The sequence below is a fragment of the Novosphingobium sp. ZN18A2 genome, assembly GCF_036784765.1.
Lineage (GTDB): Bacteria > Pseudomonadota > Alphaproteobacteria > Sphingomonadales > Sphingomonadaceae > Novosphingobium.
The window spans coordinates 1,292,651-1,309,328 of record NZ_CP136651.1 but is presented as its reverse complement, the minus strand read 5'-3'; the positions used below and the strand labels follow the sequence as shown (position 1 = coordinate 1,309,328).

Below are 16,678 nucleotides of genomic sequence, written 5' to 3'. Positions count from 1 at the left end.
CCGTCAGGATTTCGGGTGGCGATCCGCTCCGCCCTCCGCATCCTCTATCAGGTGGCCCAGCCGTGCGGTCAGCCGGTCGAGCTTGCGGTGGACGCGCAGGATTTCAAGCTGGGTGCGCAGGTTCACTTCGTAATCGTGCCGGGCCGCGATGCGGTCCCTTGCCGACTGGCGGTTCTGGCTCATCATGATAACCGGCGCCTGGATCGCGGCCAGCATCGAAAGCATCAGGTTCAGGAAGATATAGGGATAGCGGTCCCACGCGATGCCCAGGTGCTGGCCGATATTGCTGTTCAGCACCATCCACGCAAACAGGACAACGGCGAAGGCGATGATGAACGACCAGCTGCCGCCAACGGCGGCAACCCGGTCGGCCAGCCTGTCACCGAAACTGGCGTTCACAGCCGCCAGTTCATCCGCATCCATACCGATAAGCGTTCCTGACGCGACACGCTCGAGCACGCGCTGCTCTTCGGCGTCCAGCTCGTCGAAAGGCCTGCCGAGCAGGTCTTCCGCAAGTTGTTCAGCCAGCCGTTTGCGATGCGCCATCGGGCGCTCCATCCAGCGTCTCGGCAATCAGCCGGCGCGTGTTGCCTATGCCGTAAAGCGCGATGAAGCTGCCCATGCGCGGCCCCTGGCTGGAACCGAGCAGCGTCTGGTAAAGCGCCTTGAACCAGTCGCGCAACTGGTCGAACCCGTAGTGCGGATCCTTTCCGATCTCGTAGACGAGGTTCTGCAGTTCCTCCGCCGTCGCATCGTCGGAGGTCGCGGCCAGTTCCTCGTCGAGAGCGGCCAGCGCGGCGGCCTCGTTCGGTTCGGGCCTGCGACGCTTCAGCGTCGGCGCGATGAAGGCGCTGTTATAGGCAAGCGCCTTGCCCACCAGTTCATCCAGGTCGGGATGCGCATCGGGGGTGGCGTTTTCCACGTAATTGCCGAGGTACGACCACACCTGCTCGCGCGTGGCGCCCGCGCCCAGCACGCCGACAAGGTTCAGCAGCAGGCTGTAGGTCACCGGCAGGCTATCGCCGTCTCCGCCCTGGTATCCGTTCACGCGAAGCAGGTGCCACGCGGGGTTGCCCACCTGCTGTTCAACCGGCTGGTCCGGGATCTTCGTGCGGAACTGCCAGTAATCGTCCACCGCGCGCGGGATCACGCCCACGTGAAGCTGCTTCGCACTCTTGGGATTGGGGAAGATATAAAAGCCAAGGCTTTCGTCGCTGCCATAGGTCAGCCATTCCTCGATCGTCAGGCCGTTGCCCTTGGACTTGGAAATTTTCTCTCCATTGGCATCGAGGAACAGCTCGTAGATCAGGCCCTCGGGCTTGCGCCCGCCCAAGATCTTCGCGATCTTGCCCGACTGTACGCCGCTGTCGGTCAAGTCCTTGCCGTACATCTCGTAATCGACGCCCAGCGCGACCCAGCGCATCGCCCAGTCCACCTTCCATTGCAGCTTGGCCTTCCCGCCAAGGATGCAGTGATCGATGTCCTCGCCGTGGTCGTGGAAGCGCACGATGCCCGCTTCGGCATCGATCACCTGCACCGCCACCTGCAAAACCTCGTTCGTCTTGGGCGATACCGGCAGCACGGGCGAATAGGTCTGGCGACGCTCTTCGCGCAGGGTGGGCAGCATCACGCCCATGATCGCGTCGTAGTTGCGCAGCACGTTCTTCAGCGCATCGTCGAACCCGCCGGAATTGTAGAGGCCCGAGGACGAGACGAATTCGTAATCGAAGCCGAACCGGTCAAGAAATTCGCGCAGCATCGCGTTGTTGTGGTGTGCGAAGCTCTCATACTTGCCGAACGGATCGGGAATGCGGCTGAGCGGGTGGCCGATATGCGCGGCAAGCAGCCCCTGGTTGGGCACATTGTCGGGCACCTTGCGCAGCCCGTCCATGTCGTCCGAAAACGCGACGAGGCGCGTCCTGCCATCCTCGGGCTTCGCACCCACCAGCACTTCATAGGCGCGGCGCACCAGCGTGGTGCGCAGCACTTCCTGGAACGTGCCGATGTGCGGCAGCCCGCTGGGGCCATAGCCCGTTTCAAACAGCACAGGTTCGCCGCCCGGTTTCCCGTTCGGATAGCGCTTCAAAAGCTTGCGCGCTTCCTCGAACGGCCAGGCCTTGGAATTCAGTGCGGCATCGATCAAAGCTGTATCGGTCATGGCCTGCGCCTTTTGCGCTTGCCGCGCGGCTTGGCAAGGGATTGTTGCCCCGCAGTCGGCCGCAAGCCCGTTACGCCGGGTGCAGGACTCCGCGATAGTGCAGGTCTTCAAGCGACCGCCCCGCGCCAAGCGCAACGCAGTTCATCGGGTCTTCGGCGATGGTCACAGGCAAGCCGGTGGCATCTGCAATCACCGTGGAAATATCGCGCAGAAGCGCGCCGCCACCGGTCATCACGATGCCGGTATCGACGATATCCGCCGCGATTTCGGGCGGGGTTTCCTCAAGCGCATGGCGCACGGCCTCGACGATCTGGCCAACCGGTTCGGCCAGGGCTTCCACCAGTTCGGCTTGCGAGACCGCGATTTCGCGCGGCACCCCGCGCGCCAGGTCGCGCCCTTTCACCAGCATCGAGCGATCCTCGTCACCCTCATGCAGACGCGCGCTGCCCATTTCGTGCTTGATCCGCTCTGCCGTCGCTTCGCCGATCAGCAGGTTGTGATTGCGGCGGATCGTGGCGACAATCGCCTCGTCCATCCGGTCCCCGCCAACACGGGCGGACATGCTCATGGTCAGCCCCTGGATGGAGATAACCCCGACTTCCGTGGTGCCGCCGCCGATATCGACGACCATTGAGCCCACCGGCTCCGTCACGGGAAGCCCGGCCCCTATCGCGGCGGCCATCGGCTCGTCCACCAGCCAGACCTGCCTTGCCCCGGCATTCGTAACCGCATCGCGGATCGCCCGGCGTTCGACACCCGTCGCGCCGGAGGGCACGCAGATCACCATTTCGGGCGCGCGGCGAAAGCGCGACCCGCCGCCCTGGGCCTTGTCGATGAAGTGCTTGATCATCTGCTCGGCCACTTCGATGTCAGCCACCACGCCCGCGCGCAGCGGACGCACGACATTCAGGTTGTCCGGGGTCTTGCCCATCATCAGCTTGGCATCGTCACCCACCGCGCGAACCCGGCTGATCCCGTTCACCGTCTCGATCGCGACGACCGACGGTTCGGCCAACACGATCCCGCGATCGCGCACATAGACAACGGTATTCGCGGTTCCCAGGTCGATGGCCAGAGCGGCCGAACCAAACTGGAAGCGGTCGTAGAAAGACATATGGTGTGTGAACCCCTTGCACCCGATCTTCCGGTCCTGAACCGGAAGCCCTGAATGCGTTAGGGGACGCGAACCTGTCCGTCAGATGAACCTGAGGCGCGTTCGCGCGTTTTGCGAGACAAAGCGACGGGCCTTCGCGACGGAGCGACGCGCGCCGGCTGGCGCGTCCGCGCAGCGCAAGCGGCGCCGCGCCGGAACCAGATGCCGCCATTCCGGTTAAAAAGGGAACACACAACGGAAGGGAAAGAATTCGCGTGAATTACGTCGAGACACTGCAAAAGCAGGTCGAATCCATGGCAACCGGGCTGGTGCAGGCACTGCCGAGCCTTGTCATCGCCATCGTCATACTTTTCGTCACGTTCATCGCCGCACGGTCGGCGGTCGCCATTGCCACACGGCTGACCCGGGCAACGTCGATTCGTGACGACCTGAAACAACTGCTGGCAACGCTGGTCCGGCTGGCAATCTGGATCGCGGGCATCATGATCGCGGCCACTGTGGCGGTTCCGGGCATGACGCCGGCAAGCCTGTTCGCCGGTCTGGGCGTCGGCGCGCTGGCGATCGGCTTCGCGTTTCAGGACATCTTCGAAAACTTCCTTGCCGGCGTGCTCATCATGCTGCGCGAGAAGATGCACATCGGCGACCTGATCACGGTCGAAGGGATTCTGGGCAAGGTTGAACGCATCACGCTGCGCGAAACGCATATCCGTCTGCTTTCGGGCGAACTGACCATCCTGCCCAACTCGGTTTTGTTCAAGAACCCTGTCGAAATCCTTACGGACCAGTCCACCCGCCGCGACCAGATCGTTGTGGGCGTGTCATACGACAGCGATCTGGACGCCTCGCGCTCGGCGATCCGCAAGGCGCTCGATTCGGTCGAAGGCATCGATCAGGGGCGCGGGATCGACATCCTGGCCCAAGAGTTCAACTCAAGCTCGATAGACTTTCTGGTGCGCTGGTGGTCCGACGCCGCGCAGCGCGACCGGTTGATGACCAAGAGCGACATCATCTTCGCGATCAAGCGGGAACTGGACGCAGCCGGAATCGAGATACCGTTCCCCTATGTCACCCACACCTTCAAGGACAAGGTTCCGGTGGGCGACCTGAAGCTGGCCATGGAGCGGCAGGACCGCGAGGCGGCCTAAGCTCCGGCGTCCTCATCTAGCACGATCGACGCCTGCGGCTTGTGCGCGCGGATTTCCCGTTCGGACAAGCCGCACAACTCGTGCGGGAACACCAGCCAGTCGTCGGTTTCATGGACATAGAAATCGGGCGCCAGCGCGGTGCGGTTGCGCTGTGGCTTCCAGTAAACCGTCGCGATGCGCACTTCGCGCGGCATGTTGTAACGGCACCGCGCGCGCAGTTCGCGCAGGAACGCCTCTATCGACCGACCGGAATCGAAAACGTCGTCAATCACCAGAAGGTGGTCGTCGGGGTTCAGCGTGTCGATCAGGTATCCCAGCGAATAGACGCGCACTTCGGCATCCTGCCGGTCTATTCCCGAATAGCTGGCGGTGCGGATCGCGATATGATCCGTCTCTATCCCGTGGAATTCCAGCAGTTCCTGCACCGCGATGCCCACCGGCGTGCCGCCGCGCCAGATGCCGACGATGTGCGTGGGCCGGAAATCGGAATCGAGCACTTGCCGCGCAAGGCGGAAGCTGTCCGCCAGCAAGCCGTCCGCCGTAAGCCAGGTTTTCTCCACCTCGTCCATGTCAGGCGGCTCCTGCCGCAACGTGCAGTTCCGCGATGAGGCGCGCCTTTTCCGCTTCGGGCAGGAACGATCCGCTGAACGAATTTTCGCACAATTCCACGATCTGCGCGGCCGAAAGGTCCAGCGCATCGGCAACGGCACGGAAATTGTCGTTCACATAGCCGCCGAAATAGGCGGGATCGTCCGAATTGATCGTGGCCTTCAGCCCGTGTTCCAGCATGGCCTTCACCGGGCTGTGCTCCATCCGGTCGATTACGCAAAGGCGCAGGTTGGACAGCGGGCAAACCGTCAGCGTGATCTGGTCGCGCGCCAGATGATGGACAAGGTCCGCATCTTCCAGCGCGCGGTTTCCGTGGTCGATCCGCTCTACGTGAAGCTGGTGCAGCGCTTGGTGCACATATTCGGGCGGCCCCTCCTCGCCCGCATGCGCGGTAACGTGCAGCCCCAGGTCGTGCGCGCTGGCGAAAACGCGCGCGAACTTCGACGGCGGATGGCCGACTTCCGAACTGTCCAGCCCCACCCCGTCGATCCGGTCCAGGAACGGCCCCGCTTCGTCCAGCGTCGCTTGCGCCGCTTCCTCGCTGAGGTGCCGCAGGAAGCACATGATCAGCCGGTGCGTGATGCCCAGGCGCGCCTGCCCCTCGTCAAGCGCGCGCGCGATGCCACCGATCACGGTCGCAAACGCTATCCCGCGCTCCGTGTGGCCCTGCGGATCGAAGAATATCTCTACGTGCCGGACATTGTCCGCATGCGCCCGCCTAAGATAGGCTATCGTCAGGTCGAAAAAGTCCTGCTCTGTCACAAGCACGCTCATCCCCTGGTAATAGATGTCGAGAAAGTCCTGCAGGTTGGAGAAATCATAGGCGGCGCGCACCGCTTCGGCAGACGCAAACGGAATCTCCACCCCGTTCCGCTCCGCCAGCGCGAACAGCATCTCCGGCTCCAGCGAACCTTCGATATGCAGGTGCAATTCGGCCTTGGGCAGGCGTTCGATCAGCGCGTGGCGGGCAGCGGGGGACATGTTCGATTCCCTTCGGGTCGATTGCGGCACAACCTTGCTGGACCGCCAGCAAACGGTGGTCAACCGCGCGGCCCGCCCTTGCTCTTCGTTCGTTTTTCGTTCTAGGCCGTAAACGTGAGCGACGCGCCCGCCCTTCCGCCTTCCGCGCTTCCCCTTCCCGCGCTTCATGCCAGTCATGCCGGTTGCTGGTTGCGACAGGGCGAAGGCGCCACGCGCGGCGTCGGCCGGGGGGAAGCGATCACCGCCGCCGCCGATACCCCGCTACTGATGCTGAACGCGCCGCTGGTGGCCAGCAGGCTTGGCTATCCGGATCTTTCGGGGCTGGATCTGCTGGAGCTGTTCGCCTTCGTCCGCCCGGCGCAGTTCGTCGTGCCGACGCCCAAAGGTCTTGCCCATGCGTGCGGCCTGCCCGAACCCGCAGGCGACGAGACCGTGCCGCTGCTGCTCCAGCAAGCGGCAGAGGCGCTGCTGGCGATGTGCGAGCGCCAGGACTGGGCCGAACGCGAAGGCGCGTGGAGCGTGCTCCAGTCGCTTGCCAAGATGCGCTGGCCCTGGGCGCCGCTGCTTGCCGCGCGGATCGTCCGCCCCGAAAGGGCGGAACGCTGGCTGTTTTCACGCCTGCCCGAATGGGAGGAAGCGCCCGACCGGCCCCAGCCCGCGCAAGTTACGCTAGATGACGGTGCGGTGGAAATGCGGTTGGCGGAACTGACCGGCGCGGGTGCGGAAAACCGCCCCGCCCAGCGCGCCTATGCGCGCGAAGCCGCAGTCACTTTCGCACCGCGCAGGCGCGAACGCGAACCGCACGTCACGCTGGCGCAGGCAGGCACCGGAACCGGCAAGACCTTCGGCTATCTCGCGCCCGCGTCGCTTTGGGCGGACCAATCGGGCGGCACCGTGTGGGTTTCCACCTATACCAAGGCGCTGCAACGCCAGTTGCGCCGCGAAAGCCGCCGCGCTTTCCCCGCATCGCGCGATGGCCATCCCGCCGTCGTGGTGCGCAAGGGGCGTGAGAACTACCTGTGCCTGCTCAACCTTGAAGACGCGCTGCAAGGCGGGTTTGGCGGTCGCGCGGCGATCCTGGCGCAGCTCGTCGCACGATGGGCGGCGTTCAGCCAGGACGGAGACATGATCGGCGGCGACCTGCCCGGCTGGCTGGGCACGCTGTTCCGCAAGCGCGGCATCACGGCCCTGACGGACCAGCGCGGCGAATGCGTCTATGCCGGGTGCCCGCACTATCGCAAATGCTTCATCGAGCGCGCCGCGAGGGATTCGGCGCAAGCGGAACTGGTGATCGCCAACCACGCGCTGGTGATGGTCAACGCCGCGCGCGGGCGCGACATTGCCCACCGGCCGACGCGCATCGTGTTCGACGAAGGGCACCACGTATTCGATGCCGCCGATTCCACCTTCGCCGCCGCGCTGACCGGCGCGGAAACGATAGAGTTACGCCGCTGGGTGATCGGCCCCGAAGGCAAGTCGCGCGGCCGCCGCCGCGGTCTGGCCGCGCGGCTGGCGGACGTTGCCAGCTATGACGAGGACGGCGCCAAGGCGATTGCCAACGCGCGCGAGGCGGCAGAGGCGCTGCCATCGGAAGGCTGGTTGGCCCGGTTGCAGGAAAACACGCCCTCCGGCCCGCTTGAAATGCTGCTGTCAGCCACCCGTGCGCTGATCTATGCGCGCGACGAAAGCGGCGGGCAGGATGCAGGTTACGGCCTTGAGACAGAGGCCGCCCAGCTTGACGGACCATACGTTGAAATCGCCGTTGCCGCGCAGGAAGCGCTTGAGGCGCTGCGCCGCCCGCTGGTCAAGCTGGCGCTACGGCTGGAAGCGATCGTCGAAGACCCGCCCGACTGGCTCGACGGTCAGGCCCGCGCACGGATCGAAGGCGCGCGCGGCGCAATCGGCTGGCGCACGGACCTGCTGGCCGGGTGGATTGCGCTGCTGGGCCGGCTGGGCGGATCGCCCGATCCCGATTTCGTGGACTGGCTTTCGGTCGACCGGTCCGACGGGCGCGAATGGGACGTGGGTCTGCACCGCCATTTCCTTGACCCGATGAAGCCTTTTGCCGAAGTCGTTCTCGCCCCGGCGCACGGCGCGCTGATGACCAGCGCCACGCTGTGCGACCGGAGCGCCGAGGGTGAAGACTGGGAAAGCGCGGTTGCGCGAAGCGGCGTCGGGCACCTCGATATCGCCCCGCACCTTTTCGCCGCGGAAAGCCCGTTCGATTATGCGGCGCAGGCCGAAGTGCTGATCGTCACGGACGTTCCCAAGGGCGACATCGCCGCGCTGGCCGCCGCCTATGCCCGGCTGATTTCCGCATCGCACGGCGGGGCGCTTGGCCTGTTCACCGCGATCCGGCGGCTGCGCGCGGTGCACGGCCGCATCGCCGACCGCCTGGCGCGCGAAGGCCTGCCGCTTTACGCCCAGCACGTCGACCCCATCGACACCGGCACGCTGGTGGATATCTTCCGCGACGATCCGCATGCTTCCTTGCTGGGCACCGATGCGCTGCGCGACGGGGTGGACGTGCCCGGCCATTCGCTGCGGCTGGTGGTAATGGAACAGGTGCCCTGGCCCAAACCGTCGATCCTCCATCGCGCGCGCCGCGCCGCGAACGGCGGCTCTGCATTCGACGACAGGATCATCCGCGCGCGGCTGGCGCAGGCATTCGGCCGCCTGATCCGCAGCCGCGAAGACCACGGCGCTTTCGTTGTGCTTTCCGCCGCCTTTCCCAGCCGGCTGCTCACCGCTTTCCCGCCGGGCACGCCTGTCACGCGGTTGACGCTTGAAGAGGCTTTACAACGCGTCGCCCGGCGTGCTTCCCCTGATGGCGCGTCTGCCCCTGCAAATGCCGCACAAGAAGGATAGCGCTTGAAGACCCTTGGCCTTTTCCGTCACGCCAAGTCCGACTGGTCGGATGCGCGCGCGCGCGATTTCGACCGGCCGCTGAACGCGCGCGGACGCAAGGGCGCGCGGTTGATGGGCGAGCATGTGCGCGATTCGGGCTTCCATTTCGACCGCGTGATCGCCTCGCCCGCGGTGCGCGTGGCCGAAACGATCGAGGAAGCGACCAAGGCGTTCGGTCAAAGCTTTCCGGTCGAATGGGACCGGCGCATCTACCTTGCCAGTTCGGCGACCCTGCTGGACCTGCTCCACGGCATCTCTGGCGATCCGGCCAGCGTGATGATGGTGGGCCACAACCCCGGCCTTGAAGACCTGATCTTCGACCTTGTGCCCGACGACGGATCGAGCCCGCTGCGTGACGAAGTGGAGATGAAGTTCCCCACGGCGACCTTCGCCGTGCTGGAAATCCCGGTGGACCGCTGGGCCGACGTGGCGGAACGCAGCGCGAAACTCGTGGCGATGACGCGCCCGCGCGATCTCGATCCTTCGCTTGGCCCGCAGATGGTGGACTGAGCATCACCGGAATGACCGACCGCCTGCCCGACCTTGCCCCGATGCAGCGCCTTCTGGCGATCATGGCGCGCCTGCGCGATCCGCGCGGCGGATGTGAATGGGACCTGGCGCAGGATTTTTCTACCATCGCGCCCTACACGATCGAGGAAGCCTATGAAGTGGCCGACGCGATCGAGCGGTCCGACATGGCCCTGCTGCGCGAGGAACTGGGCGACCTTCTGCTGCAAGTCGTGTTCCATGCGCGCATGGCCGAGGAAGCGGGACAGTTCGATTTCGGATCGGTTGCCGATGCGATCTCCGAAAAGATGGAAGCGCGCCACCCGCACATCTTCGATGAAGGCGATCACGAACCCACTGGGCGCGAGGAACGCTGGGAAGCGTTGAAAGCGAAAGAGCGCGAGGCAAAGGGCGCGACCAGCGCCATGGACGGCGTGGCGCTGGCCCTTCCCGCACTGATGCGCGCGGAAAAACTGCAAAAACGTGCGGCGCGGCAGGGATTCGACTGGCCCGACACTGAAGGCCCGGCGGCGAAGGTGGCCGAAGAAATGGACGAGCTTGCCGCCGCAACAACCGATGAAGAGCGCCTGCTGGAAGCGGGCGACCTGCTGTTCGCCGCGGTCAACCTTGTCCGCGCCAACGGCATAGCACCCGAAGACGCGCTGCGCGCTGCCAACGCCAAGTTCGAACGCCGATTTCGGGCGATGGAAGCGCTCGCGCCAGGGACGTTCGCCGAGCTTTCGCTCGACGAACAGGAAGTCCTCTGGCAGCGGGTAAAAGCGGCGGAATAACCACTCCGCCGCTATGCCCGCCGATTATGCAGCGGGCTTGATCTCGACCAGCGTCAGGCCGAAATGCAGGTCTTCCCCGGCAAGCGGGTGGTTGCCGTCGGCCGTAACGTCTGCATCGCTCACCTGGGTGATGATCATGTCGATTGTGGAACCGTCCGGCTGCTGCGCCGAAAGCCCCATGCCGGGCTGCGGTTCGGTTTCCTGCGGCAGGTTCGCACGCGGGATCTGGATCACCAGTTCTTCGCGCCGCGGACCGAACGCGTCGTCGGAAGCAACCGTCACCTCCTGTTCGCTGCCGACTTCCATGCCGTTCAGCGCGGATTCGACCTGCGGGAAGATCTGCGATTCACCCAGCGTCACGGTCTGCGGGCCTTCCTGCTCTGTGCTGCCCACAATGCGTCCGTCGGCGGTGCGCACCACGAAATCGATAACGACGGTATCGCCGTTCTTGGCCGTCTGCATGGATATTCCTTTTGGATTGTTCGGTTCCGGCGCGCGCGGCGCCGCTCGATCGGCGCATCGTCGCGCGCCAGTTCCCCTTTAGGGTGGTGATTCAAAGCCGGTCCGTCAATGCCCGGCGCCGGACGGGGAGGATTGCAGCGGGCCTGGCGCCTTACAGGCTGTAAAAGCGGCCCACGTCCCTTTTCGCCAGCCGCACTTTCATGCACAGTTCCGGCACGCCGCCCGCATTCTCACGCTCATGCTCGTCCAGCACTTCGCCATGCGCGTGGAGCCACGCGATCTTCTGCCCGTCGCTGACCGGCAGCGACACCTCGATCGTTTCAGCCTCGCCGGTCAGCAGGCTGCCGACAAGTTGCAACAGGTCATCCGTGCCTTCGCCGGTCAGCGCGGAAATGGGCACCACCGGCACGTCCGCCACGTTCGCGGCGATGATGTCTCGCCTTGTTTCCCGTTCGTCGGGCGAAAGCAGATCCCACTTGTTCCACGCCTCGACGATGGGAATCTGCTCGCCCGGCTCTCCCTCTTCGCCGCCCAGCACGCCCAGGTCTTCCAGTACGTCCTCGACCTGCTTTTTCTGCGCGGCACTGGCGGGGTTGGAAATGTCGCGCACGTGCACGATCACGTCGGCCGCCGTCACTTCCTCCAGCGTGGCGCGAAACGCCGCGACAAGCTGGGTCGGAAGGTCGGAAATGAAGCCCACGGTATCGGACAGGATCGCCTTTTCCACGCCGGGCATGCGGATCGCGCGCATGGTGGGGTCAAGCGTTGCGAAAAGCAGGTCTTCCGCCATCACGCCCGCGCCGGTCAGGCGGTTGAACAGCGTGGACTTTCCCGCGTTGGTATAGCCGACCAGCGCCACCACCGGCCACGGCGCGCGCTGGCGCCTTTCGCGGTGGAGGCCGCGCGTGCGGCGCACCTGCTCCAGTTCGCGCCGGATGCGGGCCATCCGGTCGCGGATCATGCGCCGGTCCGCCTCGATCTGGGTTTCGCCCGGTCCGCCAAGGAATCCGAAGCCGCCGCGCTGACGCTCAAGGTGCGTCCATGACCGCACCAGCCGCCCGGCCTGGTAATCGAGGTGCGCAAGTTCCACCTGCAGCCGCCCTTCGGCGGTGGCGGCACGTTCCCCGAAGATTTCCAGGATCAGCCCGGTCCGGTCTATGACCTTGCGCCCCAGCTTTTCCTCAAGGTTGCGTTGCTGGATCGCCGACAGCGCACCATCGACGATAACCAGTTCCGCGTCGGACTGGTTGGCGGCGATTCCGATGTTCTGGACCTGACCTTCACCGAACAGCGTGGCCGGCTTCACCTGCCGGATCGGCAGGACAAAACCCTCAACCACTTCGATGCCGATGGCAAGGGCAAGCCCCTTGCCTTCCTCCAGCCGAGCGTCCGCGTCTTCCCCCAGACCCGCGCCGCGGATGCGGATATCGGGCACGACCACAAGCGCCCGCGCGCCGCGGGTCACTTCACCGATCAGCTCATCCGAATCGCGCGTGCGCGTGTCGTCTTCGGGGTTGCGTCCGCTCAGCTCAGGCGTCCCTAATCAGCTTTCCTCGCCGTCCCAGTCGCCCGAAAGGTCGACATGGCTGGCCGGCTGGATCGTGGATACCGCGTGCTTGTAGGCAAGCTGCACATATCCCTCGCGCTCAAGCAGCATGCAGAACAGGTCGTATGCGGCGACCTTGCCCTGCAGCATCACGCCGTTCACCAGGAACATGGTGACCTGCACGCCGGCATCGCGCACGCTGGACAGGAACACGTCCTGCAACAGGCGGTTCTTCCTGCCCGAATCCTCGCCACCGCCCATGAACTGCTCGATAGAGATCTGCGAGCCCGGCATGATGGTGGAGATCGCGTGCTTGTAAACCAGCTGCGATTGACCGTCGCGCCGAAGCAGGATCGAGAAGTTGTCGAACCAGGTGACGATGCCCTGAAGCTTCACGCCCTTCACCAGGAACATGGTGACGGGCACCTTGTTCTTGCGCAGCAAGTTGAGGAAAGCGTCCTGAAGGTTCTGCCCGGCCTTGCCGGATGCGTGGCCATTGGCCGTGGCCGCTCGCGACGATGCGCGGGGGGCCGAAGGTGTCTCTTCAACCGCCGGCTCGGACTTGGGCCGGGGGCGTGCGGATAGTGTCTTGCCGGTCATTTCTCGTGACTCCATGCTTTTGGCGGGGCCGGTCGCTGGTCCCGCAATCTGGCCCGTCACGATGTCTCCATCGCGACAAACCGGGTTCGGATGCAATTCTATTGGCGGATTGCCTTCGCGTAAACTTGGAAAACAACCCGGCGTTCCGATTTTTTATCATCAATTGGTAGAAAAGATACGATCAGTCGTCGTCTTCCTTCCGGTCTGCCATTCCCAGCAGCTTCAGCTTACGATGCAGGGCAGAGCGTTCCATCCCGATAAAATTGGCGGTTTTCGAGATGTTTCCCGAAAAGCGCCGGATCTGGACGCGCAGGTATTCCCGCTCGAAATTCTCGCGCGCCTCGCGCAGCGGCACGCCCATCAACGCGGACGCGCCGTTCGAATCGCCCAGCGGGCCGGACACGATTTCGGACGGAAGCATATCGGCTTCGATGCGCCCCAGCCGCTCTTGCGGAGCAAGGATCACCGTGCGTTCGACGACGTTGCGAAGCTGGCGCACGTTACCCGGCCAGTCATAACTTTGCAGCGCCGCCATCGCTTCCGAAGCGATCGCCGGCGGCGAAACGCCCTGGTCGGCCGCATAGCGCGCGAAGAAATGATCGACCAATGCCGGAATATCGTCACGCCGTTCGGTAAGCGAGGGGATCGCTACCGGCACAACGTTGAGCCGGTAGAACAGGTCTTCGCGGAAGCGGCGCTCCTCGATCTCCTTTTCCAGTGGGCGGGACGATGACGAGACCACGCGCACGTCCACGCGAATCTGCCGGTGCCCACCAACGCGGGCAAAGGTCTGTTCGGTCAACACGCGAAGGATGCGCGCCTGGCTGGACGCCGGCATTTCGGCCACTTCGTCAAGGAACAGCGTGCCGCCATCGGCCATTTCCAGCAGCCCTGCGCGCACCAGCTTGCCGTCAGCCTCTTCACCGAACAGTTCCTGTTCGAAGCGTTCGGGCGTGATGCGCGCCGAATTGACCGTGACGAAGGCACTGTTGGCGCGCGGGCTCCAGCTGTGCAGCAGGCGCGCGGCCACTTCCTTGCCCGATCCGGCCGGCCCGGTAATCAGCACGCGGCTGCCGGTATTGGCGACGCGCTTCAACGTCGCGCGCACCGTGTTGATCGCGCCGCTCGACCCGGTGAATTCGTCAGAAATCGTCACGCCCTGGCGCAGTTGCGCGTTTTCGCGCCGCAACCGCTCCGTCTCTGTCGCGCGGCCGACCAGCAGGAGCAGGCGCTCCGCTTCGAAGGGCTTTTCCAGGAAATCCATCGCCCCGCGGCTGATCGCGGAGACGGCAGTATCGATATTGCCGTGGCCGGAGAAGATAATCACCGGCAATTCGGGCTCGCGCTTCTTGATCTCGTCAAGCACCTCCAGCCCGTCCATCGGACTGCCGTGGAGCCACACGTCCAGCAGCACCAGGCTCGGCCGGCGCTCGTCCACCGCGGCCAGGGCCGACGTGCTGTCTGCCGCCAGACGGCATTCGTACCCCTCGTCGCTGAGCACACCAGCCACCAGTTCGCGAATGTCGCGTTCATCGTCGACGATCAGGATATCAAGGGACATCTATTGGTCTTCCGCAAGCTATATCTGTCTATTCGGCAGCCTCGGCCGCGCCCTCCCCGCGCTCGGCCAATACGTGAACCGGATCGCGCGCCAGATGCATGGTAACGCGCGTGCCACCGCCCGGCGCGGGCGAGAACGTCATTTCGCCGCCGTGTTCCTCAACGATCTTGCTGACGATGGCGAGGCCAAGCCCCGTGCCCTTTTCGCGTGTCGTCACATAGGGTTCGTGGATACGGTCGCGCTCTGCCGGAAGGCCCACGCCGTTGTCCTCGATCGTCACGGTCACGGTGTCCTCGTCGCTGGCGATGGAAACGGCGATACGGCCGCGATAATCCACTTCCGCGCGCGCGGCGCGGGCCTCGATCGCTTCGGCCGCGTTCTTCAGGACGTTGGTCATCGCCTGGCCGATCTGATGGCGGTCGCACTGCACCGGCACGTTCGTCTCGTCGCTTTCATACGCATAGGCGATGTCGGAATGCGCGACTTCCTGAAGGAACAGCGCCTGGCGGACCAGGTCGGCCACGTCCTCTCCGCGAAACACCGGCTTGGGCAAGCGCGCGAAGGATGAGAATTCATCAACCATCTTCCGCAGGTCGCCCACCTGACGCACGATGGTGCTGGTCAGTTCCTCGAACAGTTCGGGATCGGCGGTGATCTGCTTGCCATAGCGGCGGCGCAGCCGTTCCGTCGCAAGCTGGATCGGCGTGAGCGGGTTCTTGATCTCGTGCGCGATGCGCCGCGCAACGTCCGACCATGCGGCGCGGCGCTGGTCGAGCAACTGGCGCGTGATATCCTCGAACGTGATCACGTGGCCTTCGGGATCGGCAACCACCTTCACGGCGAGAGTCAGCAGGTCGCCATCCTTGGCGTACTGGATAACGCCGCTGCGCTGCGCATTACGCACCAACTGATCGAACTGCGGCGCAACCTCGGCCAGCTTCATGCCCTGCGCCGTTCCGGCCATGCCGTCGTCAAGCAACAGCTTCTGCGCGGAACTGTTCATCAATTGCACCGTGCCGTGCTGATCGACCGAAACGATGCCCGCGGTCATCGATTCCACCACCGCCTCGATAAAGGCGCGGCGCTCTTCCAGTTCGGAATTGGCCCCCACCAGCGCCTTGGTCTGGCCTTCGATCTGCGCGGTCATGCGGTTGAACGCGCGGCTGAGCAGGCCGATCTCATCCGCGCCACCCTGATAGGGCACGCGCACCGCGAAGTTGCCCGATCCCACGTCGCGCGCGGCGGACAGCAGTTCGGCAAGCGGTGCCACCTGCCGGTCCGCGAAGCGCAGCGCCGCCCATACCGCCAGCCCCACAAGCGCAAGGCTGATCGTGAACAGGGCAATGTTGAAGCGAAGCTGGATCGTGCGCGCCTGCTCGGCCAGCGTGTTATAGGCCTTCACCACGCTTTGCGCGCGCTGCGACTGTTGCAGCATCAGCGGGTTGTAGTCGGACCGCGCGACATAGAGGAACAGGCCCTGCGATGCGTCGATCGGCGTCACCGCCTCTATCCGTCCGTCATGGACCTGCACCACGGCCGCCTCGCCTGCGTCGAGCTTCTTCAACTCTTCCGGCGTGATGCGCTGGCGGTTATCGTTCTTCTGCGGATCAACGATTGCCAGCGTGATGAACGAATTGTCCTTCGACCGCTTCACGATCGCGGATTCGCTCAACTTGCGGGTTACCACCTGCCACGAATAGCCCTCTGCGAAATCGGGACTCGTGATCGGGGCCTGGTTCAGATAGCTGCGCATGTCGCCGGCCATGGCGATCGCTTCGTTCTCCACCTCGCGCAGGTTCTGCTGGTAATAGCCGCGCGCAAGCTGGTTCGCGTTTTGCAGGATGCTGCGCGAATTGTCCGAAAACCAGAAGTCCACGCCCGACTGGAACAGAAGCGAGGCGAAGACCACCACAAGCAGGGTCGGAACCGCGGCGATCAGCGAGAAGAGCCAGACCAGCCGGACGTGAAAGCGCCCGTTAGTGCCCGCAACGCTCTTTGCCGCGCGGCGAAGCGCCATGCGCCGCCCGATCAGCACGATCAGCGCCATCGCGGGCACCAGCGTGCCGATCAGCAGGCTGCTGGACAGGCGCGAAGGCAGAAGCGTTCCCGATGTATCGGTGTTGGTCAGCGCCATCCAGCTGACCACGACCATCACCGCCAGCGCGGCGGCAGAAAGCAATTCAAGAAGCAGGAATATATTGGCACGCCGCAACGCCACCAGCGTCCGGCGCCACCAGCGCGGCGAGCGGTTTGATCTTGCGGAAGGCGACCGTGCCATAGTTGCGCGGAAACAACAC

At 64.6% G+C, this 16,678-nt stretch carries 14 protein-coding genes; 4 read left to right on the top strand and 10 right to left on the bottom strand.

Features of this window, described 5'->3' with window-relative positions:
* Positions 1-3 precede the first annotated feature (3 nt).
* From RXV95_RS06545 to RXV95_RS06535, 3 genes are all read right to left on the bottom strand, one after another.
* The gene (locus RXV95_RS06545; protein WP_338468204.1) at positions 4-546 is read right to left on the bottom strand and encodes a DUF1003 domain-containing protein; all 543 of its coding nucleotides are present in this window, start codon (positions 544-546) and stop codon (positions 4-6) included.
* Positions 521-2,158, bottom strand: coding sequence for a lysine--tRNA ligase (locus RXV95_RS06540; protein ID WP_338468203.1), 1,638 nt, complete (start codon positions 2,156-2,158; stop codon positions 521-523). The genes RXV95_RS06545 and RXV95_RS06540 overlap by 26 nt, the downstream gene beginning before the upstream one ends.
* A 70-nt stretch (positions 2,159-2,228) precedes the next feature.
* On the bottom strand, positions 2,229-3,272 hold the full coding sequence (locus RXV95_RS06535; RefSeq protein WP_338468202.1) for a rod shape-determining protein: 1,044 nt from the start codon (positions 3,270-3,272) through the stop codon (positions 2,229-2,231).
* Positions 3,273-3,526: 254 nt separating this feature from the next.
* Between RXV95_RS06535 and RXV95_RS06530 the strand changes: the two genes are divergently transcribed.
* Complete coding sequence (locus RXV95_RS06530) at positions 3,527-4,417, top strand: mechanosensitive ion channel domain-containing protein (protein WP_338468201.1); 891 nt, start codon at positions 3,527-3,529, stop codon at positions 4,415-4,417.
* On the opposite strand, the gene RXV95_RS06525 is transcribed toward RXV95_RS06530, so the two are convergent.
* Both RXV95_RS06525 and RXV95_RS06520 read right to left on the bottom strand, forming a co-directional pair.
* On the bottom strand, positions 4,414-4,986 hold the full coding sequence (locus RXV95_RS06525) for a phosphoribosyltransferase family protein (protein ID WP_338468200.1): 573 nt from the start codon (positions 4,984-4,986) through the stop codon (positions 4,414-4,416). The two genes, RXV95_RS06530 and RXV95_RS06525, sit on opposite strands and share 4 nt — an antisense overlap.
* 1 nt (position 4,987) lies before the next feature.
* Entirely contained in the window at positions 4,988-6,007 is a 1,020-nt protein-coding gene (locus tag RXV95_RS06520) for an adenosine deaminase (protein ID WP_338468199.1), read from the bottom strand.
* A gap of 267 nt (positions 6,008-6,274) precedes the next feature.
* Here RXV95_RS06520 and RXV95_RS06515 point away from each other — a divergent pair, with 267 nt between their 5' ends.
* Genes RXV95_RS06515 through mazG form a run of 3 tightly spaced genes read left to right on the top strand, consistent with a single transcriptional unit; the run spans position 6,275 to position 10,212 of the window.
* On the top strand, positions 6,275-8,875 hold the full coding sequence (locus tag RXV95_RS06515) for an ATP-dependent DNA helicase (RefSeq protein WP_338468516.1): 2,601 nt from the start codon (positions 6,275-6,277) through the stop codon (positions 8,873-8,875).
* A gap of 3 nt (positions 8,876-8,878) precedes the next feature.
* Positions 8,879-9,424 (top strand): histidine phosphatase family protein, encoded by a 546-nt coding sequence (locus tag RXV95_RS06510; protein ID WP_338468198.1) that lies wholly within the window; start codon positions 8,879-8,881, stop codon positions 9,422-9,424.
* Between the two features lie 11 nt (positions 9,425-9,435).
* A complete protein-coding gene (gene mazG, locus RXV95_RS06505; RefSeq protein ID WP_338468197.1) occupies positions 9,436-10,212 on the top strand; it encodes a nucleoside triphosphate pyrophosphohydrolase in 777 nt (258 codons plus the stop codon).
* A 24-nt stretch (positions 10,213-10,236) separates the two neighbouring features.
* Here mazG and RXV95_RS06500 read toward each other — a convergent pair whose 3' ends face one another.
* The 5 genes from RXV95_RS06500 to RXV95_RS06480 form a co-directional block, all read right to left on the bottom strand.
* The gene (locus RXV95_RS06500) at positions 10,237-10,674 is read right to left on the bottom strand and encodes a peptidylprolyl isomerase (RefSeq protein WP_338468196.1); all 438 of its coding nucleotides are present in this window, start codon (positions 10,672-10,674) and stop codon (positions 10,237-10,239) included.
* A 151-nt stretch (positions 10,675-10,825) separates the two neighbouring features.
* The gene (hflX, locus tag RXV95_RS06495; protein ID WP_338468515.1) at positions 10,826-12,148 is read right to left on the bottom strand and encodes a GTPase HflX; all 1,323 of its coding nucleotides are present in this window, start codon (positions 12,146-12,148) and stop codon (positions 10,826-10,828) included.
* A gap of 69 nt (positions 12,149-12,217) precedes the next feature.
* Positions 12,218-12,820, bottom strand: coding sequence for an RNA chaperone Hfq (gene hfq, locus RXV95_RS06490; RefSeq protein WP_338468195.1), 603 nt, complete (start codon positions 12,818-12,820; stop codon positions 12,218-12,220).
* Between the two features lie 181 nt (positions 12,821-13,001).
* A complete protein-coding gene (locus RXV95_RS06485) occupies positions 13,002-14,381 on the bottom strand; it encodes a sigma-54 dependent transcriptional regulator (protein ID WP_338468194.1) in 1,380 nt (459 codons plus the stop codon).
* Positions 14,382-14,409: 28 nt separating this feature from the next.
* Positions 14,410-16,659, bottom strand: coding sequence for an ATP-binding protein (locus tag RXV95_RS06480; RefSeq protein WP_338468193.1), 2,250 nt, complete (start codon positions 16,657-16,659; stop codon positions 14,410-14,412).
* Positions 16,660-16,678: the final 19 nt, after the last annotated feature.